This is a genomic window from Parasphingorhabdus sp. (assembly GCF_039977335.1).
Taxonomy (GTDB): domain Bacteria; phylum Pseudomonadota; class Alphaproteobacteria; order Sphingomonadales; family Sphingomonadaceae; genus Parasphingorhabdus.
In genome coordinates, this window is record NZ_JBDWDI010000004.1 from 40412 (window position 1) to 58676 (window position 18265).

The window sequence follows — 18265 nt, forward strand, 5'->3', positions numbered from 1 at the left end:
TAATGAAAAAGCGCCCCGAAAACAAATGCTGTTTCGGGGCGCTAAAACCTTTAGAAATTGTTGGAAGTTGAAGAATCAACCCGCTGTAAGCAGTTGTTTTTCTCCAGCAATACGCAGCATCGCTTTTTGCAGCTTCTCAAATGCACGCACTTCAATCTGGCGAATCCGTTCGCGGCTGACTTCATAGACCTTGCTCAGGTCTTCCAGCGTCTTTGGATCTTCCGACAACCGCCGTTCAGCAAGGATATGCTGTTCGCGTTCGTTGAGCGATTCCATTGCTTCGGTCAGCATATCGTGGCGGAAATCAGCTTCCTGCGCGTCAGCAATTTGCTGATCATGCAGTGGACCGTCATCTTCGAGCGTATCCTGCCACTGAGCGCCTTCGCCATCTTCTGACAAAGTTACGTTGAGCGAAGCATCGCCGCCCATGGACATGCGGCGGTTCATATTGACCACTTCATGCTCAGCAACGCCCAGATCGGTGGAAATCTTGTTCACGTCTTCGGGTGACAAATCGCCGTCTTCAAAGGCTTCGAGATTGTTTTTCATCCGGCGCAGGTTGAAGAAAAGCTTCTTCTGCGCGGCGGTTGTACCCATTTTTACGAGGCTCCAGCTACGCAATACATATTCCTGTATCGACGCGCGGATCCACCACATGGCATAGGTTGCCAGGCGGAAGCCTCTATCGGGTTCAAATTTCTTGACGCCCTGCATCAAGCCGACATTGCCTTCGGAAATCAAATCCGAGACGGGCAGGCCATAGCCGCGAAAGCCCATGGCGATTTTGGCCACGAGTCGCAGGTGAGACGTTACTAGCTGAGCCGCTGCTTCCTGATCTTTATGTTCAGAATAGCGTTTCGCCAGCATATATTCTTGTTCGGGTTTCAATAACGGAAATTTACGGACTTCCGAAAGATAACGGTTCAGGCTCGCGTCCCCCCCTAAGGCAGGGATTTTTGCCGGAACATTGCTATTATTAGCCATTTTTGTTCCTTCTCTGGTTTGCCGCCGGGCCTCATCAAGCACCCATTGGTCTCATTCCATATAGTATCTAATATCTATACACGCAACTTACTGAATAGTTCCTGCATATCGGGTGGAAAGTTACAGTTAAATAACAATTTTTCATCCGTTATGGGGTGAACAAATCCAAGAATAGCAGCATGTAGGGCCTGCCGGCAAAATCGAATATCTTTTCTGCCGGAAAGCAATGATTTTCGACGAGTACCATATAGCGGGTCGCCGATAAGACTATACCCGATATGGGACATATGGACCCGCACCTGATGGGTGCGCCCTGTTTCCAGAGTACATTCGACCAAAGTGGCACCATTTAGGGGTTCCTTGGTCGTATAATGGGTCATGGCCGGCTTGCCTTTATCATCACCTACAACAGCCATTTTCTTGCGATCAACGTTACTGCGCCCAATATTGCCTTCAATCGTCGCCGAATGCGGATTCGGACGCCCATTGCAAATAGCTAGATAGCGCCGCTCGATATCATGGGCCGCAAATAAAGCGGTCAGGCCCTGATGGGCTTTGTCGGTTTTGGCCGCTACCATCAATCCGGAAGTATCCTTATCGATCCGGTGGACAATCCCGGGGCGCGTCACCCCGCCAATACCGGATAACTGGCCTTTGCAATGATGGAGCAGGGCGTTGACCAACGTGCCATCGGGGTGACCAGCGGCAGGGTGGACCACGAGGCCCGCTGGTTTGTTGACGACGATCAGATGATCATCTTCAAATACCACATCCAGCGGGATATCTTGCGGTTGGGCTGGGCCTTCAATCGGGGCGGGTACGGTCAGCGCAAAGGCCTTGCCAGCACATTTCTTGGACGCGGGATCGGTACAGGTTGCGCCATCGATCAGCAGATTACCGCTGGTGATCAGGTTTTTGATGCGCTCACGGGATAGATCATCGAGAAAGCCAGCCAAGGCTGCGTCGAGCCGCTGTTTCTTCTCTGTTTCGGGCACTATGCCGGATTTTATGGATTGCCCCGCTGTCATCGCCTAGATGTGGGCTATGAAACTGGTGTTATCAAGCGCGATATTGGATGATTTGCAGGAACTTGCCCGTCAAGCAGCTCCAGAGGAGGTTTGCGGATTACTATTTGGCTATAATAGGACAGTTTCCAGCTTTAAGGCGACAAAGAATGTTGCGGAAAATCCCCTGCGTCATTTTGAAATCCATCCCTCTGACCTAATCGCTGCCGAACGGGCGATGCGGGATGGCGGACCAAATATCATCGGCTACTATCATTCCCATCCTTCGGGCAGCGTGCGGCCTTCAAAAACTGATGCTGTCATGGCAGCAGCAGATGATCGGATATGGCTTATCGTCGATGGTCAGCAAGCTGCGGCATGGCGGGCGGTCCAAAAGGGCGAAATATATGATCGGTTTGATCCAATCACCCTTGATTGCCAAAGCACAAACGGCCAAACAGCGGTCAATTGAGTTTTCATAAGTTAAGGGCCCATTCCCATGTCTGAATCCGGTGTCGATCTCGCTGCATTGCTTTGCTCCAAATTATGCCATGACCTATTGAGCCCAGTCGGTGCGATTAACAATGGACTGGAGCTGCTGGAAGATGAAACGGATCCGGAAATGCGCGACCGTTGCCTTGATCTACTCGCGGATAGCGCCCGGGCATCAGCGGACAAGCTGAAATATTTCCGGTTGGCCTTTGGAGCAGCAGGCGGATTTGGGGATGAAGTTGATCCTGCCGAAGCGAAACAACTGGTTGAAAGCCTGGTCGGTGATCAGGGCAAAATCACTTTGGGGTGGGCCGTACAAGACGGAACATTGCCGAAAAAGGCGATCAAGATATTGCTCAACCTCGCGCTGATTGCCAGAGAAGCACTGGTTCGCGGCGGGCAATTGGACGTGGGGGCAGAGCAGGGCGATAACGGTATCGAAGTGGTTGTCCGTGCTGAAGGCCCGAAAATCGCTCTGGATGATGGTATTCGCGCTGCATTGGAAGGCACGTTACCGCAGTCGGAACTGACCGCTCGCACGGCCGCTGCATGGATGTCGCGTGAGCTGTCTTGTGAGAATGGCGGCGATTTGCGGGTCTCGCCACAATCCGGTACCGAGCTCCTATTAGGTGCGATTGTCACTTGATTGCAGTGATTGAGGGAGGGCATTGACCATGGACATGATCTGGACGCCTTCTCCTAATTTTGACGAGCGCAAGCTACCGGTTAGCATCTTGGTCATGCACTATACGGGTATGAAAGACGCAGCGTCGGCAATTGGTTGGCTCGCCAATCCCGATGCCAAGGTATCTGCTCATTATGTGGTGACCGAGGACGGTCAGGTTGTCAGCATGGTGAAAGAAGAACAGCGCGCCTGGCATGCCGGGCGTGGCTATTGGCGCGGTATTGAAGACGTGAACAGCGCGAGCATCGGTATTGAAATCGTCAATCCGGGCCATGAATGGGGTTATGTGCCGTTTCCTGAGGAACAAATGGATGCGGTGACGCGGCTCGCGCATGATATTGTCAAACGCCATGACATCGTACCGTCCAATGTGATCGGGCATAGCGATCTGGCGCCTGCGCGAAAGCAGGATCCGGGCGAGCTATTCGATTGGGACCGGCTTGCCAGACATGGCATTGCGCTAAAAAAACCATCTTTGAACCGGGGTGAACCACCGTGGACGGATGGCGGTTTCATGCTGGCGCTGGAGCGTTTTGGCTATGATATTACCGCCGAGAAGGACGCGGTTGTCGCTTTTCAGCGGCGCTTTCGCCCAAAAAACATCGATGGTGTCATCGATGGTGAATGTCGTGCGCTATTATTATCTTTAATGCTCGACAGAGAGCGCGGAATCACTAAATAGAGCGCACCAGAGGGTCGGCCAGTCGCGGGAATATGCAAATATTCGCGAGGAAAGTCCGGGCTCCACGATTTAAAGGTGCCGGATAACGTCCGGCGGGCAGGGGAGAGATCGCCTGTTCAGGGACAGTGCAACAGAAAGCAGGTCGCGACGCCTTCGGGCCCGTGACGTTGAAAGGGTGCGGTAAGAGCGCACCGCGGATTTGGCAACAGATCTGGCACGGTAAACCCCACCTGGAGCAAAACCAAATAGGGGCGGCATATGGCTATTTCGGCCTGCAGCCCGGGTTGGTTGCTAGAGCGGCGCAGCAATGCATCGCCGAGATGAATGACTGGCTATTCTTCGCAAGAAGATGGACAGAACCCGGCTTACAGACCCTCTGGTATTCTCGGCCAAAAGGCCATTTTGAATCAGTAGTACATCTTCGAAACCAATGACCGCATTATCCCGAAAGCGGACAATGAAAAATGTTCAAGACAACTAAATGTGGTTGCTTGACGCTAAACAATGGAGCCAAACCCTTTGTGATCATGTTCCGAGCTTGTGTCCAAAAACTTACGCGCCAAAGCAAAGTCCGAATTCTTGCAAATCACAAATTGTTTAGCATAATTCATTTGAAGTGAGTTATAGAAATCCATATTGTTAGTGTCGCAAAGTATCGGCGTTCCGCTGTCGAAATTGGTAATCAACTCTGTCACTGGCGTTACGATACAATCGGCATATTCTAGGTATTCTTTCATTTGCAACATTGTAATTTTTCCGGCTGTAACACCTGAAAACGCTGTTGCCTTGGCTTCTTTAGCCTGCTGAATCTGGGTTTTCCGCAATCCCTCAATGATAGAAGGGCACCATGCACAAAGCATCAATTTTGACGATAGCGGCATATATAGTTCTATGCCCGTTACGCTTAAACCTATGTTTCCCAAGAAATCTGATCTCGGTTTGAGAGAGTTGTGAAGGCTGACGGGATTGTCGCCTAAATAGAAAGCACGGCCTGCTGGGGCAGACATCAGAAAAAAATCCTTTCCCGCGATTATTTCAGTGAATTCTTTTATCGAGCTTTGTATAAAATCAATATGCTGAACCTTCAGGTCATCTTCGGTCGACGGCGCATAACCAAGTCCACTGATGTCTTCGAGTGTTTGCCCATCCTTGCACAATTTATCCGACAATTGTTGCTCTAGTTCTAAAAACCTATCGCGTGATGCGCGTGTTCTGAGAAACTGGAAGGCCAAAAAAAAAACCAAATATGATCGTTCTTCGTCACTCCTGTTCAGTTTACCCTGCTTAACGATCCGACTATACGTCTCAATAATGAGATCTTCCATTTTGCCAGCTACGCCTTCGAAGCTGGCAAAGTGATCATCGTCCACCGCAAATTCGTGAAATCTACGTTCCGCCATTATGTTTTTGATTTGAGTTATAAAGCCGCGACCGGTCGACTTTTCAAAAACTGACACTCTCTCCTTGTCTTCATTCTGGAGAAAGTTTCGTAGAATGAATTTGGGAACATAATGCTGGTTTTGCGCACCATCTGTAGAGTTTTTATCGGAAGACATTGCGTGTTTGCATAACCCACGGGTCGGTTAACGACCAGAATTTTCTTACTAGCATCCATTAAGGTTGGTGTCCGTTTTTGCGCCCATAGCGGACATCATAAAATTACCGCTGGCAGTGATCCCGTAGCCTTGCTAAAAGTCGCAAATGCCAAAAGCAAAACGATCCGACAATTGGGGGTTTCCCCGCTGGGGCAGCTATGAAAGCTCTCGTGAAGCGCAGCAGGTCAAGCTGTGCGACCGCCATGGTTGTAACGAGGCCGGTAATTGCCCAGCGCCCAAGTCACCAAATAGCCCGGAAAAGTGGTTTTTCTGCCAAACTCACGCAGCCGAATATAACCGCGGTTGGGATTATTTCGAAGGCTTGGACAAAGAAGAACGTAAGAAGCGTGAAGCCGACGAACAGCGCGATGCCAATGCCTATCAGGAAGCGAAACATTATAGCTGGATGGGATCAGGCGATGGCAGTCGGTCCCGTGACGAGATGACCGCGCTGGAAATTTTTGACCTGACACCCGATGTTGATTTTGAAGCGGTGAAAAAAGCCTGGCGCGCGATGGCCAAGGAATTTCATCCTGACGTTAATCCGGGTGATGAAGAGGCTGCGAAAAAGTTTCAAGCAGCGCAGGCGGCTTTTGATGTCTTGAAAATTGCCGAAGAACGGCGGGTCTGGAAGCCGGTTTAAGGTTCCTCAGATATCTCGGTATTTTTGTTCATCCGGCTTTGTAATTCGGTGATCTCTTCTATCGTATATCCGCCAGAAACCTGTGCCGTTCGCCCGTATATATACTCATTTAATACTGGCGTACTCAACAGCTTATCTTCGAAGCAAAAGGCAAATTTCTTCCCAATGCGGCCTTTCTGAACGGCGGCAAATTTGTCGTAACCGGTCTCAGAAAATTCGATATTTAATACAGGTTCGTTCGAATATGAACCAAAGCCCATCCCGGCATATTTGATATCTGAAGCGACAAGCCGAAGCTCGAAATTCCGAACGGGTTGCGCCGAACAGTCATGCTCATAACCGGGTTCTTCTACTTCAACATCTGAAGCATCTGGTCCTGCCATAAGGAGCAAGGCAGTCCAAATCATGACTTATATCGTTCCGCCGTTTCATTGATCAGTGCGATCATGTTCGGTATGCCTTGGGTGCGATTAGAACTGAGCTGGTTTTTCAAATCAAACGGAGCCAGTTTTTCCGCAATATCTGTTTTAAGAACAGCATTAATCCCTTGGTCCTGAACGGTTTCGAGGACCAGTGCGATAATACCCTTAGTAATGGCGGCATTGCTGTCGGCGAGAAAATGCAACCGGCCATCGTCTAACTGCGTCGGATAAACCCAGACCGAGGCGGAGCAGCCGCGTACCAAAGTTGCATCGGTTTTGAGGGCATCTGGCATGGTTTCGAGTTCCTTGCCTAGATTAATTAGAAGCCGATATCGGTCATCAGCTTCCAGAAATTCATATTCTTCTACAAGATCGTCTATTTTGCTCATCCCCGCCCGCTAGCAGGGCAGGAGATTCGCGTCATCCCTTTTTAGGGTCGGTTGTTAAAGCTCCACTCCGGCGGCAATTGCTTCCAACTTGCGGATGCGTTCCTTGAGGTCCGCAACTTCGATACGAGAGGTCGCACTGGGGGGATTTTCGTCGCGCTGTTGTTCCAATTCCTTGGTTTTGAGCGCGATCCAGTCGCGCCATCCACGCAAGGCGATCAGCGATACGGCTGTAAGGCCAATCAAGGTAAAGGCCGCAGTCATCAGGTAAAAACTGGGTTCTGGCATGATGCTATCCTTCTTCTCTTCCTGCTTTCTTGAGGAACCGTCCTATTGGTTCCGCAATTTCTCAATTTCATTTTCAAGTTCACGAGCGCCGCGATCATCGGTGGCAATTTTTTCCAGAACGGCGACTCGTTCCTTGAGATATTTAACCTCTTCGCGAAGCCGTCCGGCATCGGGGTCGACCATGGTAACAGGGTTGCCCTCTTCGTCTGAAGCAATGCCATGCTTGGCCTGAATGCGGGTACTGACTACCTTCCCGACCGTGATGACGATGATGATGGCTACAACCATTTCAAACGGGTTCATTTATTCTCTTCCCTCCAGTTTCTTGTTTGCTCAGCTGTCTCTCAGCTTCGCGATTTCACTCTCAAGTTCGCGAGCGCCGCGCTCATCGGTCACTATTTTTTCCAACGTAGCTACGCGCTCTTTCAGATATTTCATGTCTTCGTTCATCCGCCGACCGTCTTCGTTTTGTGGCGCGTTTTTGCCGAGCAGAAGCAGTTCTTTCTGCTTGTCCACCATATTGCTCTGATGGCGGGTCCAAATCCAAAGACCACCAAGGCCAAAAGGGGCCAAGGGGATGAGTAAGGCTAACCAATCCATTAGTTCAGTTCCTTCACTTCAGGCTGATCGCGAAGATCTTCAATCTGACCGGCTAAATCAACGCCCTTGTCCGTAACAATCCTTTCCAACACGCGGACGCGCTGTTCCAGTTTTGCATTATTGGCTGCATATTGCGCTGCTTTCTCGGCCGAAATCTCGGACTGCATCTTCATCATCTTTTGTTGATGACTGGTCCAGATTGCGAATACGCCTACGCCAATGCCGGCAAAGGGGATCAATAGGGCTAAATATTCTATCATTTTGATCTCCTCAATTCTTGGGTGCGCGTAGCGCTTCGATTTCGTTCGTCAGTCTGTGGCTGTCGTCAGTCACGATCCGCTCGACATTCGCGAGGCGGTCTTTCATCGATCCAACTTCAGCGCGAAGCTCTGCATTTTCGGTCGTTAGCAATTTGACTCGTTCGACCGCTTCCTGATCCGTTTTGGGATGGAGCGCATTACCCCAGCTCCCTTCAAGCGGATATCCGTTTTTGATCCGCATCCAGGTTGTCACCACCCAACCGGTAACCGCAAAGCCGACAATTACGGAGGCGTAGGGTAGTATTTCCAATATGAATGCTGCCTTGTCCGGTTCCATCAACCCTTCTCCCGCAATGCTTCTATTTCATCTGCTGTCCGTTTGGCAGGATCGGTAGCGATCCGTTCCAGTACAGCAAGGCGCTCTTGCAGCCGGTCAATTTTGCCGACCAGTTCTTCATTCTCATTGGAAAGCAACTCGATTTTGCGTTCGGCCTTCGGATCGCCCCTATCGGTTGTTCCGCCCCATTCATCTTCGAGTGGGTAGCCATGTTTTGCTCTGATCCAGTTGTTGATAATCCAGCCAGCATAGCAAACTGCGATGATAGCGATTACAAATCCCGGTCCACCCCAATTCATATTAACCTCCTTAAATCTCTTATATCTCTTAGCGCAGTTGCTCAATCTCGTTCGAGAGCGCGCTGTTGTTGCTTGTATAGTACATTTCCATGTCGGCCAGGCGGCGATCTATCTCGCGGAACCGTGATTTCACGTCGCGTGCTGTCCGGCGAGGGGATTGGCGAACACCTTGCCAGAATTCCCGTTCTTCTTTGTCGCCATATAGTTCCATTGGTTTCGCATCAGCAGATTTTGCGGCGATCCAATAAGCGATCAAGGTCCAAGGAAAAGCAAATGTTACGGTTGCTATGACAGCTGCCAATCTGACCCATACGACGTTGATGCCGGTATAGTCCGATATTCCGGCACAAACACCACTCCATTTGGCTCGTTTTTTATCAAGATAAAATTTCGTCCTTGTAGAAGTCATGTTCAGCGCCTCTCTTTTTTCAAAAGGTTATCGAAGTTTTCAAGTGTCGGTTTAGGGTCATTGCTTGCGCCCGGTAGCGCCGATTGACGCCAGTCAGGATTATCTGCAGCCATGATCCGCTCAATCGTTTCCATCCGGTCATCCAGCTTGCGAGCCATGCTGTGTAATTCGTCCAGTAGTTGCTCGTCTTCATTGGTGATGGTCGCAGCGGTCTTCCATTTGGTAACATAGTGAAAGATGATCCAGGGCAGGCCGATAAAGAGCATCCCGACAACAAATATCGGTACGAGTATGTTTTCCATTATTTGTCACCTTTCTTCATGGCCGCCTTCATGGCTTCCAGTTCATCATCAACCTTGTCGCTGCTTTCCAGAGCGGCAATCTGGTTTTCTAGCGTATTCGGCTCACCGCCCATATCCAGGGCATCGGCGCGGCCTTCGGCATAATCTACCTGGCGCTCCAGATATTCAAATTTGGAAAATGCATCCTGAACTTTGTCGCCATTATACATCTCGCGAATTTTATAGCGGTTCTCAGCGCTTTCTAGGCGATTGACCAGGCTGCTCTGACGAGAGCGTGCTTCCTGCAGTTTCTTTTGCAGCTTGGCGATATCGCCTTCCGAAGCGCGCAGGGCGTCATCCAGTACCTGAATTTCCACCGTTAGCTGTTCGGCCATATCAGAGGCCTTCCGTTTTTCAATCAATGCCGCTTTGGCAAGATCTTCGCGATCCTTGGACAGAGCCAATTGTGCTTTTTCATTCCAATCTTCGGTGAGCTGGTTCAGCTTATCAATATGCCGGCGCATTTCCTTTTGATCAGCAATCGTGCGAGCAGCAGAGGCGCGGACTTCGACAAGGGTTTCTTCCATTTCCAGGATGATCATGCGGATCAGTTTTGACGGGTCCTCCGCCTTGTCCAGCATGTCTGTGACATTGGCAGCGATGATATCGCGTGTTCTTGAAAAAATACCCATGGTTAAACTCCGGTAGTTGCTAGCGTTGTGCCTGGAATGGTTCGAACGTTCAGGCTGGTCTTCAATAAATTCTACGTCTTCAATCTGGAAAGGTGGCCGGGACCGTACTTCGGCAAGGGGAAATGAAGGGGTCCCGGCCATTTCGCCTGTCACGCCTTGTAGCTGACAGTAGGGGAAATTGTACCATCTTCGGAGATGGTCGGGCCTTGCGCTTCGGCAGGGCCCACGGCGCTGATCAAAATCGTCAAGCTGAAAAGCAAGACGGAAATGATCGCAGAAACATCGGTTCTGCTCAAATTTGCAAATTTGCTTGTTTTTGTGGTTGCTGACATTTTGTCCTCCGATTGGTCGATCTCAAGTCCCTTGCGGGTTCGAAACTAACATTGCAGGAGGCGTGCCAGTTTTATAAAGTACTGAAATATAAAGATAATATAAATTTTTACCAAAATGAATATGGTATTAATTGCTATTTAATGGGAATTTGCACTATATATTGGTCATGGAACGCGAAAATCAGTTTATCGGGGAGTCTGGGGCTTTCCTTGATGCCGTCGAAAAAGCAAGCCGGGCGGCCACTCTGGACCGTCCTGTCCTTGTTATCGGGGAGCGCGGCACAGGTAAAGAGCTGATCGCGGAACGTCTCCATCGCTTGAGTATGCGTTGGGATGGTCCTTTGGTGACATTAAACTGCGCTGCCATGCCTGAAACGCTGATCGAGGCGGAATTATTCGGCCATGAAGCAGGCGCTTTTACGGGGGCGACCAAAAACAGGGTGGGGCGTTTTGAAGAAGCGGATGGCGGCACCTTGTTTCTCGACGAACTGGGTACTTTGTCTTCGGCAGCACAGGAACGATTGCTGCGTGCGGTAGAATATGGCGAGATTACGCGTATTGGTTCCTCAAGACCGCAGCGCGTGGATGTGCGGATTGTTGCGGCAACCAATGCTGATCTTCCCAAAATGGCTGATGAAGGAAAATTCCGGGCAGATTTGCTTGATCGGCTGTCCTTCGAAGTCGTGACGCTGCCGCCGCTGCGATATCGTGAGGGCGATGTTCCGGTGCTGGCCGACTATTTTGGACGGCGCATGGCTGCGGAGCTGGAATGGGAGCAATGGCCCGGTTTCGGACAACTTGCCTCCGAAGCGCTGGGACGCCATCAATGGCCCGGCAATGTTCGCGAGTTGCGCAATGTGATCGAACGCGCTGTTTATCAATGGGGTGATTATACGCGGGCTGTTGACCATATTGTCTTTGATCCGTTTGAATCGCCGTGGAAGCCCAAAGAAATGCCATCGCTGCAAACACAGCCCGCTGAGGCTGATCACGCGCCTGACAAAATCGAGGAGGTTCCAGCGCCTGCTGCTCCTGCCGCGGAACCGACTTATGCAGCGGTAGATGATATGAAGGAAGCCGTGGAAGCCTTCGAAAAACGCATATTGGAGGCCGCTTTGGCGAAATCACGTTATAACCAGCGGCAAACCGCCAAAGCGCTCAATCTGACCTACGACCAATTGCGCCATTCCCTGAAACGCCACGACCTATTGGGGTAGCTATTTGTTAGCATTACGGTCTTAGCCTCACACCATGCTTCCCTTGAACCGGGCCTTGAACCGGGGCAGGCAATGATTACGTAAATATCTGTTACATTGGGATGTGAGGGCATTATATGAGCGAAGGCGTTGAGACGGCGGCGAAACGGACTTTATGGTCCCGGGCCGAAGAAATGGCCCGCAAAGCGCCACCTGAACGCAATCGCTATGTCGATTTCCTGCGTGCCTTTTCAATCCTTGCTGTTGTGGTCGGCCATTGGCTGGTCGCGGCCCCTTATATCGAAGACGGTGCCGTTCAGGGTGGTCATCTGCTTGGCATATTGCCTTGGACGCAATGGCTGACCTGGGGTTTTCAGGTGATGCCGATTTTCTTCCTTGTCGGGGGCTTTTCCCATGCACTGTCCTGGTCTGCCAACCAGCGGAAAGATGGCAGCTATGCAGGCTGGTTTACCGGACGATTGCGACGCCTGATCAACCCGGTCCTCCCGCTTTTTCTGATTTGGACTGGTTTTGCCTTGTTTGGCACAGCAATGGGCGTGGACCGGAAGATCGTTGAGCTTGCTGCCCAACTGGCCCTGATTCCAGTATGGTTCCTAGCTGTCTATCTTATGGTCAGCGCAGTGGTCCCGTTGACCCATGCGGCGTGGAAACGCTTTGGCATGGCCTCTTTCTGGGGTCTCCTAGCTGGCGCGGTCTTGATCGATGCCGCGACTTTCATGCTCCAAATAGCTCATGTGAATTTTGTGAACTTTGCCTTTGTCTGGCTGGCCGTACATCAGCTTGGCTATGCATGGAGTGAAGGTTATTTTTCCAACCCCACAAAGGCTTTGGCATGGGGCATTGGCGGTTTGACGGCACTGGGATTGCTGGTCGGCTTCGGCCTTTATCCTGTTGCGATGATAGGCGTACCCGGCGAACCAGTGAGCAACAGTATGCCTCCGACCATCGCCCTGTTAGCGCTTGGCATTGCGCAAACCGGTATTGCGCTCGCATTGGAACCGATAGCTCGGCGCATGCTGGACAACCTGAAAATCTGGACCGGCGTCGTGCTGGTCAACGGCATGATCATGACCACCTATCTCTGGCATTTAACGGCCTTTGTCTTCGTCATGGTTGCGGCCTGGCTGCTGGGCGGAGTTGGTCTGGAAGTCGCTCCTGGAAGCGGTGCCTGGTGGTTTGCGCGACCAATATGGTTTGCGCTTTACATCGCAGCTTTGCTCCCACTGATTATGATCTTTGCGAAATATGAGCAAGCTGGAGCCGGCGGAGGGGGCGATAGAGATGATCTCCCACACTGGCGGCTAATTGTCGGTTTGCTGTTCGTTTGCGCTGGCCTAGCGTCCACTGCGGCAATTAGTATTGCAAGTCCGCTGGGTGTGACAGGTGTTCGTCTATGGGTTGTTGCCATGCCATTTATCGGTGCAGCCTTTATCGGCTTTGGCCCGGCCCATAAGTTGGCAAAGCGGCTTAGTTAGTTCTGGTCACCGACAAACAAGCCAAAAAAAAGAGGGCTGCAAAGCCCTCTTTCCGTAATCGTTTGTATCCAGATTAGCCGCCGAGATTGGCATTCACCATGCAATAGAGCATCGGCAAGGACAGCAGAGTATTGGTCCGCGATGCCGCCAATGCGATTTTGGCTGCAGAGGCCTTCGCATCCGCATCTGCTTCAACCATGCCGAGAACCTTCTTCTGGTTTGGCCAGATAAGGAACCAGACGTTAAAAGCCATGACCAGCGCCATCCACATACCAATACCGATTAGCAGATAACCTTCCTGCAGAAGCAGCGCCTGGGTTAGATAGCCAGTCAGATGTGCGACGACCAATCCGGTAATGACGGTGAACAAAGCGGCCCAGCGGAAATAGAACAGAGCGCTCGGTGCGATATGCTTGGACACCGCCGGTTTAGCTTCGTCTGGAATATTAGGCATTTGCGGGACTTGAACAAAGTTAAAATAGTAAAGCAGGCCGATCCACAGAACGCCGAAAAATGTGTGCAGCCAGCGGAAAAGACCGTTGGCTTGATCACCGAGTGGCCCAATCCCAACAATGACCAAAATGGCGAGCAAAAGGCCCACCAACATCACCAAATTCAAATTTCCAAAAAACTTCGCCATTTTCTTCTTCCCCCAAAAAAGCTTGTAACAATGCTGTAATATTATGCCTTCAAGCCGTTTTTGTCACGGAAAAACACTGTTACTTGTGCTCATGCTCTAAAGGGCAGTTGCTCACGGACCCTTTTGACACCATATGCGCTGTCTGAAAGTCATTCTAACCATGGAGAAAATTCTCAATGTCCTTTGAACTCCCCCCGTTACCTTATGCGAAAACTGCTTTTGGAGAGTTAATCTCTGAAGCCACATTCAATTTTCACCATGGCAAACATCACAACGCCTATGTGACCAAAACCAACGATGCGATCGCAGGAACGGATCATGCCGGCAAAAAACTGTCAGAGATCATCAAAGCCTCTGATGGCGGTTTGTTCAACAATTCCGCACAGGTCTGGAACCACAGCTTTTACTGGCTGTGCCTAAGCCCTGAAAAGAAAGAAATGCCTGCAGAGCTGAAAAGCCGCATTGAAGCTGATTTTGGTTCGGTCGAAGACTTTAAAGAAAAGTTCAAGGCCGAAGCTACCGGTCACTTTGCCAGCGGTTGGGCATGGTTGGTGCTAAACGGTGACAAGCTGGAGATCACCTCTCTGCATGACGCTGATAGCCCCGTTGCGCATGATATGAAGCCGCTGCTGACCATCGATGTGTGGGAACATGCTTATTATCTGGACTATCAAAATGCGCGTCCGGACTATGTTTCCGCTTTGCTCGATAATGCGATTGATTGGGATTTTGTGGCCCAAAATCTCGACGGTGAAGGTGTGAGCCGCGCCGATCAGGGCTAAACACTTTATTCAAAAGAATAGAGAGCCGCGCTCCACCTAGTGTGGGGCGCGGTTTTTATTTGGAAGCCGTTTCCTCTGCTTCATCGTCCTGCCCAAGGTCCAGACCGTGGCGCATCAACATCGGCACATTGGCGATCGCGAAAATGAAGGACAAGATAGTGATGCCCCATACTTTCAGTGTAAGCCATAGGTCAAAACTGAGAGTCATTCGCATGGCCTCGTTGAGCAACGCCATGGCTACAAAAAATATCGCCCAATTGCGTGATAATTTTAACCAGCCTTCGTCTGAAAGCCCTTCATAGGCGGCTTGCAGCAGATATTTGAGCATCGCCTTGCCGCGCAATAATCCAACACCCAATATAACCGCAAAGCCGGTATAAATGATGGTAGGCTTGATCTGGATGAAGCGCGGATCGTTGAAATAGATGGTCAGAGCGCCAAATCCAATGACCAACACCGCAGAGAGCCAGAGCATCGGGGAAATTTTGCCGATCTTCCATTTTGATATGATCACGGCGATCAGGATGGCTGCCATGAAGGCAGCGGTCCCGGCAATGATACCAGAGAATTTGTAAGCCAGAAAAAATACCAACAGCGGCCCGAAGTCGAGGGCGAAACCCAAGCCCTTATTTTCCTTCTTGGGCTCTACGTTAATGACGTCATCGCTCATTCTTCGATTCCTGCTATTGCTGCGGCCAGATCATTGGCATCAAATGGCCGCAAATCTTCCATTGTTTCTCCGACACCAATAGCATGGATTGGCATTTCAAACTGCTTGGCTGCGGCGACAAGGACACCGCCCCGCGCGGTCCCATCCAATTTGGTCATGATTAAGCCGGTCACCTTTGCCACTTCCTTAAATACTTCAATCTGGGACAGAGCATTTTGTCCTGTCGTCGCATCCAGTACCAGAACGACATCATGTGGAGCCTCTGGATTAAGCCGTCCCAAGACCCGCCGGATCTTGTCTAGTTCATCCATCAACTCTGTACGGTTTTGCAAGCGTCCGGCTGTATCGACAATTAACACGTCGATGCCGGTGGCAGTGGCCTGTTTGACGCCCTCATAGACGATGCTGGCACTATCGCCGCCTTCTTTGCCGCTGATAATCGGAACGCCTAGCCGTTCGGCCCAGACTTTCAATTGTCCTATGGCCGCGGCCCGAAAAGTGTCTCCGGCGGCCAGCATCACGCCATAATCCTGCTCCAGAAACAGATGTGCGAGTTTGGCGATCGTGGTAGTTTTGCCAGAGCCATTAACTCCGATCACCAATATCACCTGAGGACGAGGGAAGGCATCGATTTCCAGCGGCACAGCTACCGGCTCCAATATCCCTGCAATTTCCGACTGGATGATTTCACGGACTGCATGTTCGCTAAGCCCTTTCTCAAAACGCTCGTTGGAGAGTTTCTCGCGGATAGCGGCGGCTGTTGCCGGGCCAAGATCTGAAATGATTAATGCGTCTTCGATTTCATCAAGGGTCGCATCGTCCAGCTTGGCCTTGGTCACAAGACCTGTCAGATTCTCGGTGAGACGGCCTGATGTCTTGCTGAAGCCGCCGAACAGACGGTCCTTCCATCCCGGTTTTTCACTCATATAATTTTTCTTCCGATCAGGTTACGGCCATCGGATGCAATGACTTCTACTGGGATGATTTGGCCTTCTGGCATGGTTTCTTCAAAGCTTATATGGGCAAAATTTTCCGCATATCCAGCTTTGCCATTTAACTCGCACAAGATATTTTGACGTGTACCGACCAGATTGTCGCGCCAGACCTGCGCCTTTTCGTTGACCGTTTGCCGTAAGATCTTCGCACGTTCCTTGATGATGGCGCCATCAACTTGCGGCATTTTGGTGGCGGGCGTGCCCTGTCGCGGCGAATAAGGAAATATATGGCCATGAATGACGTCACATTGGTCGATAATATCGACACTATTGGCAAACATATCGCCGGTTTCGGTGGGGAAGCCCGCAATGATATCAGCACCTATGGCAATTTCAGAGCGTTTCTCCTTCAGGCGCGCAACCAATTCTATGGCTTGCTCTCGGCTGTGGCGGCGCTTCATCCGTTTGAGGATCATATTGTCGCCAGATTGTAGCGAGAGATGCACATGGGGCATCATCCGGCTTTCGCCGGTCAGAATGTCAAACAGGCGCTCATCAATTTCTACGCCATCAACTGACGACAACCGCAACCGTTTAAGCGCAGGAACATGGTTCAAAACCCGTTCAACGAGCAGCCCCAGGCTAGGATTTCCTGGCAGATCAGGGCCATAGCTGGTCACATCAACACCGGTTAGAACAACCTCGTTAAAGCCTTTGTCGACTAAAGCTTTGACTTGATCGACCACTTGACCTGCTGGCACTGATCGGCTGTTGCCGCGGCCGTAAGGAATGATGCAAAAGGTGCAGCGGTGGTCACAGCCATTTTGTACCTCGACAAAGGCTCTGGATCGCTCGGCAAAGGCACTGACCATATGCGGCGCAGTTTCCTTGACCTGCATGATGTCGGAGACACGGATGTCTGGCCGGTTCGTTTCCAGACCAAATTTGAAATTATCCGCGTCATATTTGTCGAAATTGCCGACGACGCCAGATGTTTCAGGCATATTGGCAAACATGTCGGGATCAACCTGCGCAGCACAGCCTGTTACGACGACGGTTTTATCGGGGTTGTCCCGCTTGGCCCGTCTGACGGCTTGGCGGGTCTGGCGCACCGCTTCATTGGTCACTGCACAGCTATTGACGATGATAAGTTCATCCGCATTGACCTTGGATGCATTGATGCGCTGACGAATTGCTTCGCTTTCCGCGATATTCAGGCGGCATCCCATGCTGATGATATCTGGACCACTCATCCAAAATCATCCCAATTGGCTTCGCCAAAAAAGACATATGTGGTGGGACCCTGCATCATGATGGGGCCGCCATCCTGCCATGACAAAACAAGCTTTCCGCCGGGCAGATGGACGTTGACAGGGCTTTGCACCAATCCGCGCTTGATCGCCGCCACAGCGGTTGCGCAGGCCCCTGTACCGCAAGCGCGGGTTAGACCGACGCCGCGTTCCCAGACGCGTAAGTGGATATCGTTACCGTTTATATGCGCGACATTCACATTCACGCGTTCCGGAAATAGGGGATCAACCTCGATCATCGGCCCTAGGCGATCAAGTTCGACAGCATCGCTATCCTCTACAAAGAAAATAACATGGGGATTACCGACATTGACGGCTGCAGGATCCTGCAAATCTTCCCAGCCGACCGGCATATGCAGCGTATCCATGGCATAGGCGAGGGGGATGGTGTTCCAATCGAAACGGGGGTTCCCCATGTCGACGATCGCGCCCTCATCGGTCACCTGGCCAGAAATCATTCCGCCATCTGTTTCGATGGATGTTCCATCACCGAGCAATTTTACGACGCAGCGCGTCGCGTTACCGCAAGCCTCAACCTCACCGCCATCTGCATTATAAATTTGCATCCGGACATCAGCTTTGTCGGATGGCTTCAAAATGATCAGCTGATCGCAGCCAATACCATGGTGTCGATGTGCGATGGCCGCGGCTTTTGCCGGCGGCATGGTCAAAGAATTCGATATTTCAGGCGCGCGCGCATCGATAATGACAAAGTCATTGCCCAATCCATGCATTTTGTGAAATTGCCCGCGTGTCATGATGGGCGATTTAGGGGGGCAGGCCTACCAAGTCCAGCATTTCGAACATTGGTGCTATATCAGGCGGTCCTGACAAACCACTTTTGA

General features: G+C 51.0%; 27 protein-coding genes and 1 other RNA gene. 8 read left to right on the forward strand and 20 right to left on the reverse strand.

Annotated elements, in window-relative coordinates:
* Nucleotides 1-75: 75 nt before the first annotated feature.
* Both rpoH and ABJM21_RS07440 read right to left on the reverse strand, forming a co-directional pair.
* Entirely contained in the window at nucleotides 76-984 is a 909-nt protein-coding gene (rpoH, locus tag ABJM21_RS07435) for an RNA polymerase sigma factor RpoH (protein WP_348303591.1), read from the reverse strand.
* A gap of 74 nt (nucleotides 985-1058) precedes the next feature.
* Nucleotides 1059-2012 (reverse strand): RluA family pseudouridine synthase, encoded by a 954-nt coding sequence (locus ABJM21_RS07440; RefSeq protein WP_348303589.1) that lies wholly within the window; start codon nucleotides 2010-2012, stop codon nucleotides 1059-1061.
* Nucleotides 2013-2028: 16 nt separating this feature from the next.
* Between ABJM21_RS07440 and ABJM21_RS07445 the strand changes: the two genes are divergently transcribed.
* The 4 genes from ABJM21_RS07445 to rnpB all read left to right on the forward strand — a co-directional run bounded on the left by ABJM21_RS07445 (nucleotide 2029) and on the right by rnpB (nucleotide 4231).
* Nucleotides 2029-2460, forward strand: coding sequence for a M67 family metallopeptidase (locus ABJM21_RS07445; protein ID WP_348303587.1), 432 nt, complete (start codon nucleotides 2029-2031; stop codon nucleotides 2458-2460).
* A gap of 27 nt (nucleotides 2461-2487) precedes the next feature.
* Nucleotides 2488-3126: a histidine phosphotransferase family protein gene (locus ABJM21_RS07450; RefSeq protein ID WP_348303585.1), complete on the forward strand. Its 639-nt coding sequence runs from the start codon at nucleotides 2488-2490 to the stop codon at nucleotides 3124-3126.
* A gap of 34 nt (nucleotides 3127-3160) precedes the next feature.
* Nucleotides 3161-3847 carry an N-acetylmuramoyl-L-alanine amidase gene (locus ABJM21_RS07455; RefSeq protein ID WP_348303670.1) on the forward strand — a complete coding sequence of 229 codons (687 nt, stop codon included), beginning with the start codon at nucleotides 3161-3163 and terminating at the stop codon, nucleotides 3845-3847.
* A 6-nt stretch (nucleotides 3848-3853) separates the two neighbouring features.
* Nucleotides 3854-4231: RNase P RNA component class A (gene rnpB, locus ABJM21_RS07460), an RNA gene on the forward strand.
* A 113-nt stretch (nucleotides 4232-4344) separates the two neighbouring features.
* Here rnpB and ABJM21_RS07465 read toward each other — a convergent pair.
* A complete protein-coding gene (locus tag ABJM21_RS07465; RefSeq protein WP_348303583.1) occupies nucleotides 4345-5403 on the reverse strand; it encodes a DUF4238 domain-containing protein in 1059 nt (352 codons plus the stop codon).
* 145 nt (nucleotides 5404-5548) lie between these two features.
* On the opposite strand from ABJM21_RS07465, the gene ABJM21_RS07470 reads away from it, so the two are divergent.
* Nucleotides 5549-6085: a DnaJ domain-containing protein gene (locus tag ABJM21_RS07470; RefSeq protein ID WP_348303581.1), complete on the forward strand. Its 537-nt coding sequence runs from the start codon at nucleotides 5549-5551 to the stop codon at nucleotides 6083-6085.
* Here ABJM21_RS07470 and ABJM21_RS07475 read toward each other — a convergent pair.
* From ABJM21_RS07475 to ABJM21_RS07530, 12 genes are all read right to left on the reverse strand, one after another.
* Nucleotides 6082-6468: a hypothetical protein gene (locus tag ABJM21_RS07475; protein WP_348371911.1), complete on the reverse strand. Its 387-nt coding sequence runs from the start codon at nucleotides 6466-6468 to the stop codon at nucleotides 6082-6084. The genes ABJM21_RS07470 and ABJM21_RS07475 overlap by 4 nt on opposite strands.
* 20 nt (nucleotides 6469-6488) lie before the next feature.
* Nucleotides 6489-6896 carry a SufE family protein gene (locus ABJM21_RS07480; RefSeq protein ID WP_348303578.1) on the reverse strand — a complete coding sequence of 136 codons (408 nt, stop codon included), beginning with the start codon at nucleotides 6894-6896 and terminating at the stop codon, nucleotides 6489-6491.
* Between the two features lie 54 nt (nucleotides 6897-6950).
* Nucleotides 6951-7181 (reverse strand): hypothetical protein, encoded by a 231-nt coding sequence (locus tag ABJM21_RS07485; protein WP_348303576.1) that lies wholly within the window; start codon nucleotides 7179-7181, stop codon nucleotides 6951-6953.
* 42 nt (nucleotides 7182-7223) lie between these two features.
* On the reverse strand, nucleotides 7224-7484 hold the full coding sequence (locus ABJM21_RS07490) for a hypothetical protein (protein WP_348303574.1): 261 nt from the start codon (nucleotides 7482-7484) through the stop codon (nucleotides 7224-7226).
* Nucleotides 7485-7514: 30 nt separating this feature from the next.
* Nucleotides 7515-7781 carry a hypothetical protein gene (locus ABJM21_RS07495; protein ID WP_348303572.1) on the reverse strand — a complete coding sequence of 89 codons (267 nt, stop codon included), beginning with the start codon at nucleotides 7779-7781 and terminating at the stop codon, nucleotides 7515-7517.
* The gene (locus ABJM21_RS07500; protein WP_348303570.1) at nucleotides 7781-8041 is read right to left on the reverse strand and encodes a hypothetical protein; all 261 of its coding nucleotides are present in this window, start codon (nucleotides 8039-8041) and stop codon (nucleotides 7781-7783) included. Before ABJM21_RS07500 ends, ABJM21_RS07495 begins: the two co-directional genes overlap by 1 nt.
* Before the next feature lie 10 nt (nucleotides 8042-8051).
* A complete protein-coding gene (locus ABJM21_RS07505; RefSeq protein WP_348303568.1) occupies nucleotides 8052-8378 on the reverse strand; it encodes a hypothetical protein in 327 nt (108 codons plus the stop codon).
* The gene (locus ABJM21_RS07510; RefSeq protein ID WP_348303566.1) at nucleotides 8378-8677 is read right to left on the reverse strand and encodes a hypothetical protein; all 300 of its coding nucleotides are present in this window, start codon (nucleotides 8675-8677) and stop codon (nucleotides 8378-8380) included. Before ABJM21_RS07510 ends, ABJM21_RS07505 begins: the two co-directional genes overlap by 1 nt.
* 28 nt (nucleotides 8678-8705) lie before the next feature.
* Nucleotides 8706-9086, reverse strand: coding sequence for an envelope stress response membrane protein PspC (gene pspC / locus ABJM21_RS07515; protein ID WP_348303564.1), 381 nt, complete (start codon nucleotides 9084-9086; stop codon nucleotides 8706-8708).
* Between the two features lie 2 nt (nucleotides 9087-9088).
* Entirely contained in the window at nucleotides 9089-9388 is a 300-nt protein-coding gene (pspB, locus tag ABJM21_RS07520; protein ID WP_348303562.1) for an envelope stress response membrane protein PspB, read from the reverse strand.
* Nucleotides 9388-10059 carry a phage shock protein PspA gene (gene pspA, locus ABJM21_RS07525; RefSeq protein WP_348303560.1) on the reverse strand — a complete coding sequence of 224 codons (672 nt, stop codon included), beginning with the start codon at nucleotides 10057-10059 and terminating at the stop codon, nucleotides 9388-9390. The genes pspB and pspA overlap by 1 nt, the downstream gene beginning before the upstream one ends.
* A gap of 149 nt (nucleotides 10060-10208) precedes the next feature.
* Nucleotides 10209-10391: a hypothetical protein gene (locus tag ABJM21_RS07530; RefSeq protein ID WP_348303559.1), complete on the reverse strand. Its 183-nt coding sequence runs from the start codon at nucleotides 10389-10391 to the stop codon at nucleotides 10209-10211.
* Nucleotides 10392-10558: 167 nt separating this feature from the next.
* On the opposite strand from ABJM21_RS07530, the gene pspF reads away from it, so the two are divergent.
* Entirely contained in the window at nucleotides 10559-11608 is a 1050-nt protein-coding gene (pspF, locus tag ABJM21_RS07535; protein ID WP_348303557.1) for a phage shock protein operon transcriptional activator, read from the forward strand.
* A 116-nt stretch (nucleotides 11609-11724) separates the two neighbouring features.
* Nucleotides 11725-13083, forward strand: coding sequence for an acyltransferase (locus ABJM21_RS07540; protein WP_348303555.1), 1359 nt, complete (start codon nucleotides 11725-11727; stop codon nucleotides 13081-13083).
* A 73-nt stretch (nucleotides 13084-13156) separates the two neighbouring features.
* Here the strand turns inward: ABJM21_RS07540 and ABJM21_RS07545 are convergent, their stop codons facing one another.
* Entirely contained in the window at nucleotides 13157-13723 is a 567-nt protein-coding gene (locus ABJM21_RS07545; RefSeq protein ID WP_348303553.1) for a urate hydroxylase PuuD, read from the reverse strand.
* A gap of 176 nt (nucleotides 13724-13899) precedes the next feature.
* On the opposite strand from ABJM21_RS07545, the gene ABJM21_RS07550 reads away from it, so the two are divergent.
* Nucleotides 13900-14505 carry a superoxide dismutase gene (locus ABJM21_RS07550; protein ID WP_348303551.1) on the forward strand — a complete coding sequence of 202 codons (606 nt, stop codon included), beginning with the start codon at nucleotides 13900-13902 and terminating at the stop codon, nucleotides 14503-14505.
* 55 nt (nucleotides 14506-14560) lie between these two features.
* On the opposite strand, the gene ispZ is transcribed toward ABJM21_RS07550, so the two are convergent.
* The 4 genes from ispZ to dapF are packed head-to-tail and all read right to left on the reverse strand — an operon-like array spanning nucleotide 14561 to nucleotide 18178.
* A complete protein-coding gene (gene ispZ, locus ABJM21_RS07555) occupies nucleotides 14561-15175 on the reverse strand; it encodes a septation protein IspZ (RefSeq protein ID WP_348303549.1) in 615 nt (204 codons plus the stop codon).
* Nucleotides 15172-16101 (reverse strand): signal recognition particle-docking protein FtsY, encoded by a 930-nt coding sequence (gene ftsY, locus ABJM21_RS07560; RefSeq protein ID WP_348303547.1) that lies wholly within the window; start codon nucleotides 16099-16101, stop codon nucleotides 15172-15174. Before ftsY ends, ispZ begins: the two co-directional genes overlap by 4 nt.
* Nucleotides 16098-17363, reverse strand: a complete 1266-nt coding sequence (mtaB, locus tag ABJM21_RS07565; protein ID WP_348303546.1) for a tRNA (N(6)-L-threonylcarbamoyladenosine(37)-C(2))-methylthiotransferase MtaB — start codon at nucleotides 17361-17363, stop codon at nucleotides 16098-16100. The genes ftsY and mtaB overlap by 4 nt, the downstream gene beginning before the upstream one ends.
* Nucleotides 17360-18178, reverse strand: coding sequence for a diaminopimelate epimerase (gene dapF / locus ABJM21_RS07570; RefSeq protein WP_348303544.1), 819 nt, complete (start codon nucleotides 18176-18178; stop codon nucleotides 17360-17362). The genes mtaB and dapF overlap by 4 nt, the downstream gene beginning before the upstream one ends.
* Between the last annotated feature and the right edge of the window lie 87 nt (nucleotides 18179-18265).

Bases quoted from the DNA above. Each gene is read 5' to 3' on its own strand.
- rpoH (WP_348303591.1), bottom strand. From the start codon at position 984: ATGGCTAATAATAGCAATGTTCCGGCAAAAATCCCTGCCTTAGGGGGG.
- ABJM21_RS07440 (WP_348303589.1), bottom strand. From the start codon at position 2,012: ATGACAGCGGGGCAATCCATAAAATCCGGCATAGTGCCCGAAACAGAG.
- ABJM21_RS07445 (WP_348303587.1), top strand. From the start codon at position 2,029: ATGAAACTGGTGTTATCAAGCGCGATATTGGATGATTTGCAGGAACTT.
- ABJM21_RS07450 (WP_348303585.1), top strand. From the start codon at position 2,488: ATGTCTGAATCCGGTGTCGATCTCGCTGCATTGCTTTGCTCCAAATTA.
- ABJM21_RS07455 (WP_348303670.1), top strand. From the start codon at position 3,161: ATGATCTGGACGCCTTCTCCTAATTTTGACGAGCGCAAGCTACCGGTT.
- ABJM21_RS07465 (WP_348303583.1), bottom strand. From the start codon at position 5,403: ATGTCTTCCGATAAAAACTCTACAGATGGTGCGCAAAACCAGCATTAT.
- ABJM21_RS07470 (WP_348303581.1), top strand. From the start codon at position 5,549: ATGCCAAAAGCAAAACGATCCGACAATTGGGGGTTTCCCCGCTGGGGC.
- ABJM21_RS07475 (WP_348371911.1), bottom strand. From the start codon at position 6,468: ATGGCAGGACCAGATGCTTCAGATGTTGAAGTAGAAGAACCCGGTTAT.
- ABJM21_RS07480 (WP_348303578.1), bottom strand. From the start codon at position 6,896: ATGAGCAAAATAGACGATCTTGTAGAAGAATATGAATTTCTGGAAGCT.
- ABJM21_RS07485 (WP_348303576.1), bottom strand. From the start codon at position 7,181: ATGCCAGAACCCAGTTTTTACCTGATGACTGCGGCCTTTACCTTGATT.
- ABJM21_RS07490 (WP_348303574.1), bottom strand. From the start codon at position 7,484: ATGAACCCGTTTGAAATGGTTGTAGCCATCATCATCGTCATCACGGTC.
- ABJM21_RS07495 (WP_348303572.1), bottom strand. From the start codon at position 7,781: ATGGATTGGTTAGCCTTACTCATCCCCTTGGCCCCTTTTGGCCTTGGT.
- ABJM21_RS07500 (WP_348303570.1), bottom strand. From the start codon at position 8,041: ATGATAGAATATTTAGCCCTATTGATCCCCTTTGCCGGCATTGGCGTA.
- ABJM21_RS07505 (WP_348303568.1), bottom strand. From the start codon at position 8,378: ATGGAACCGGACAAGGCAGCATTCATATTGGAAATACTACCCTACGCC.
- ABJM21_RS07510 (WP_348303566.1), bottom strand. From the start codon at position 8,677: ATGAATTGGGGTGGACCGGGATTTGTAATCGCTATCATCGCAGTTTGC.
- pspC (WP_348303564.1), bottom strand. From the start codon at position 9,086: ATGACTTCTACAAGGACGAAATTTTATCTTGATAAAAAACGAGCCAAA.
- pspB (WP_348303562.1), bottom strand. From the start codon at position 9,388: ATGGAAAACATACTCGTACCGATATTTGTTGTCGGGATGCTCTTTATC.
- pspA (WP_348303560.1), bottom strand. From the start codon at position 10,059: ATGGGTATTTTTTCAAGAACACGCGATATCATCGCTGCCAATGTCACA.
- ABJM21_RS07530 (WP_348303559.1), bottom strand. From the start codon at position 10,391: ATGTCAGCAACCACAAAAACAAGCAAATTTGCAAATTTGAGCAGAACC.
- pspF (WP_348303557.1), top strand. From the start codon at position 10,559: ATGGAACGCGAAAATCAGTTTATCGGGGAGTCTGGGGCTTTCCTTGAT.
- ABJM21_RS07540 (WP_348303555.1), top strand. From the start codon at position 11,725: ATGAGCGAAGGCGTTGAGACGGCGGCGAAACGGACTTTATGGTCCCGG.
- ABJM21_RS07545 (WP_348303553.1), bottom strand. From the start codon at position 13,723: ATGGCGAAGTTTTTTGGAAATTTGAATTTGGTGATGTTGGTGGGCCTT.
- ABJM21_RS07550 (WP_348303551.1), top strand. From the start codon at position 13,900: ATGTCCTTTGAACTCCCCCCGTTACCTTATGCGAAAACTGCTTTTGGA.
- ispZ (WP_348303549.1), bottom strand. From the start codon at position 15,175: ATGAGCGATGACGTCATTAACGTAGAGCCCAAGAAGGAAAATAAGGGC.
- ftsY (WP_348303547.1), bottom strand. From the start codon at position 16,101: ATGAGTGAAAAACCGGGATGGAAGGACCGTCTGTTCGGCGGCTTCAGC.
- mtaB (WP_348303546.1), bottom strand. From the start codon at position 17,363: ATGAGTGGTCCAGATATCATCAGCATGGGATGCCGCCTGAATATCGCG.
- dapF (WP_348303544.1), bottom strand. From the start codon at position 18,178: ATGACACGCGGGCAATTTCACAAAATGCATGGATTGGGCAATGACTTT.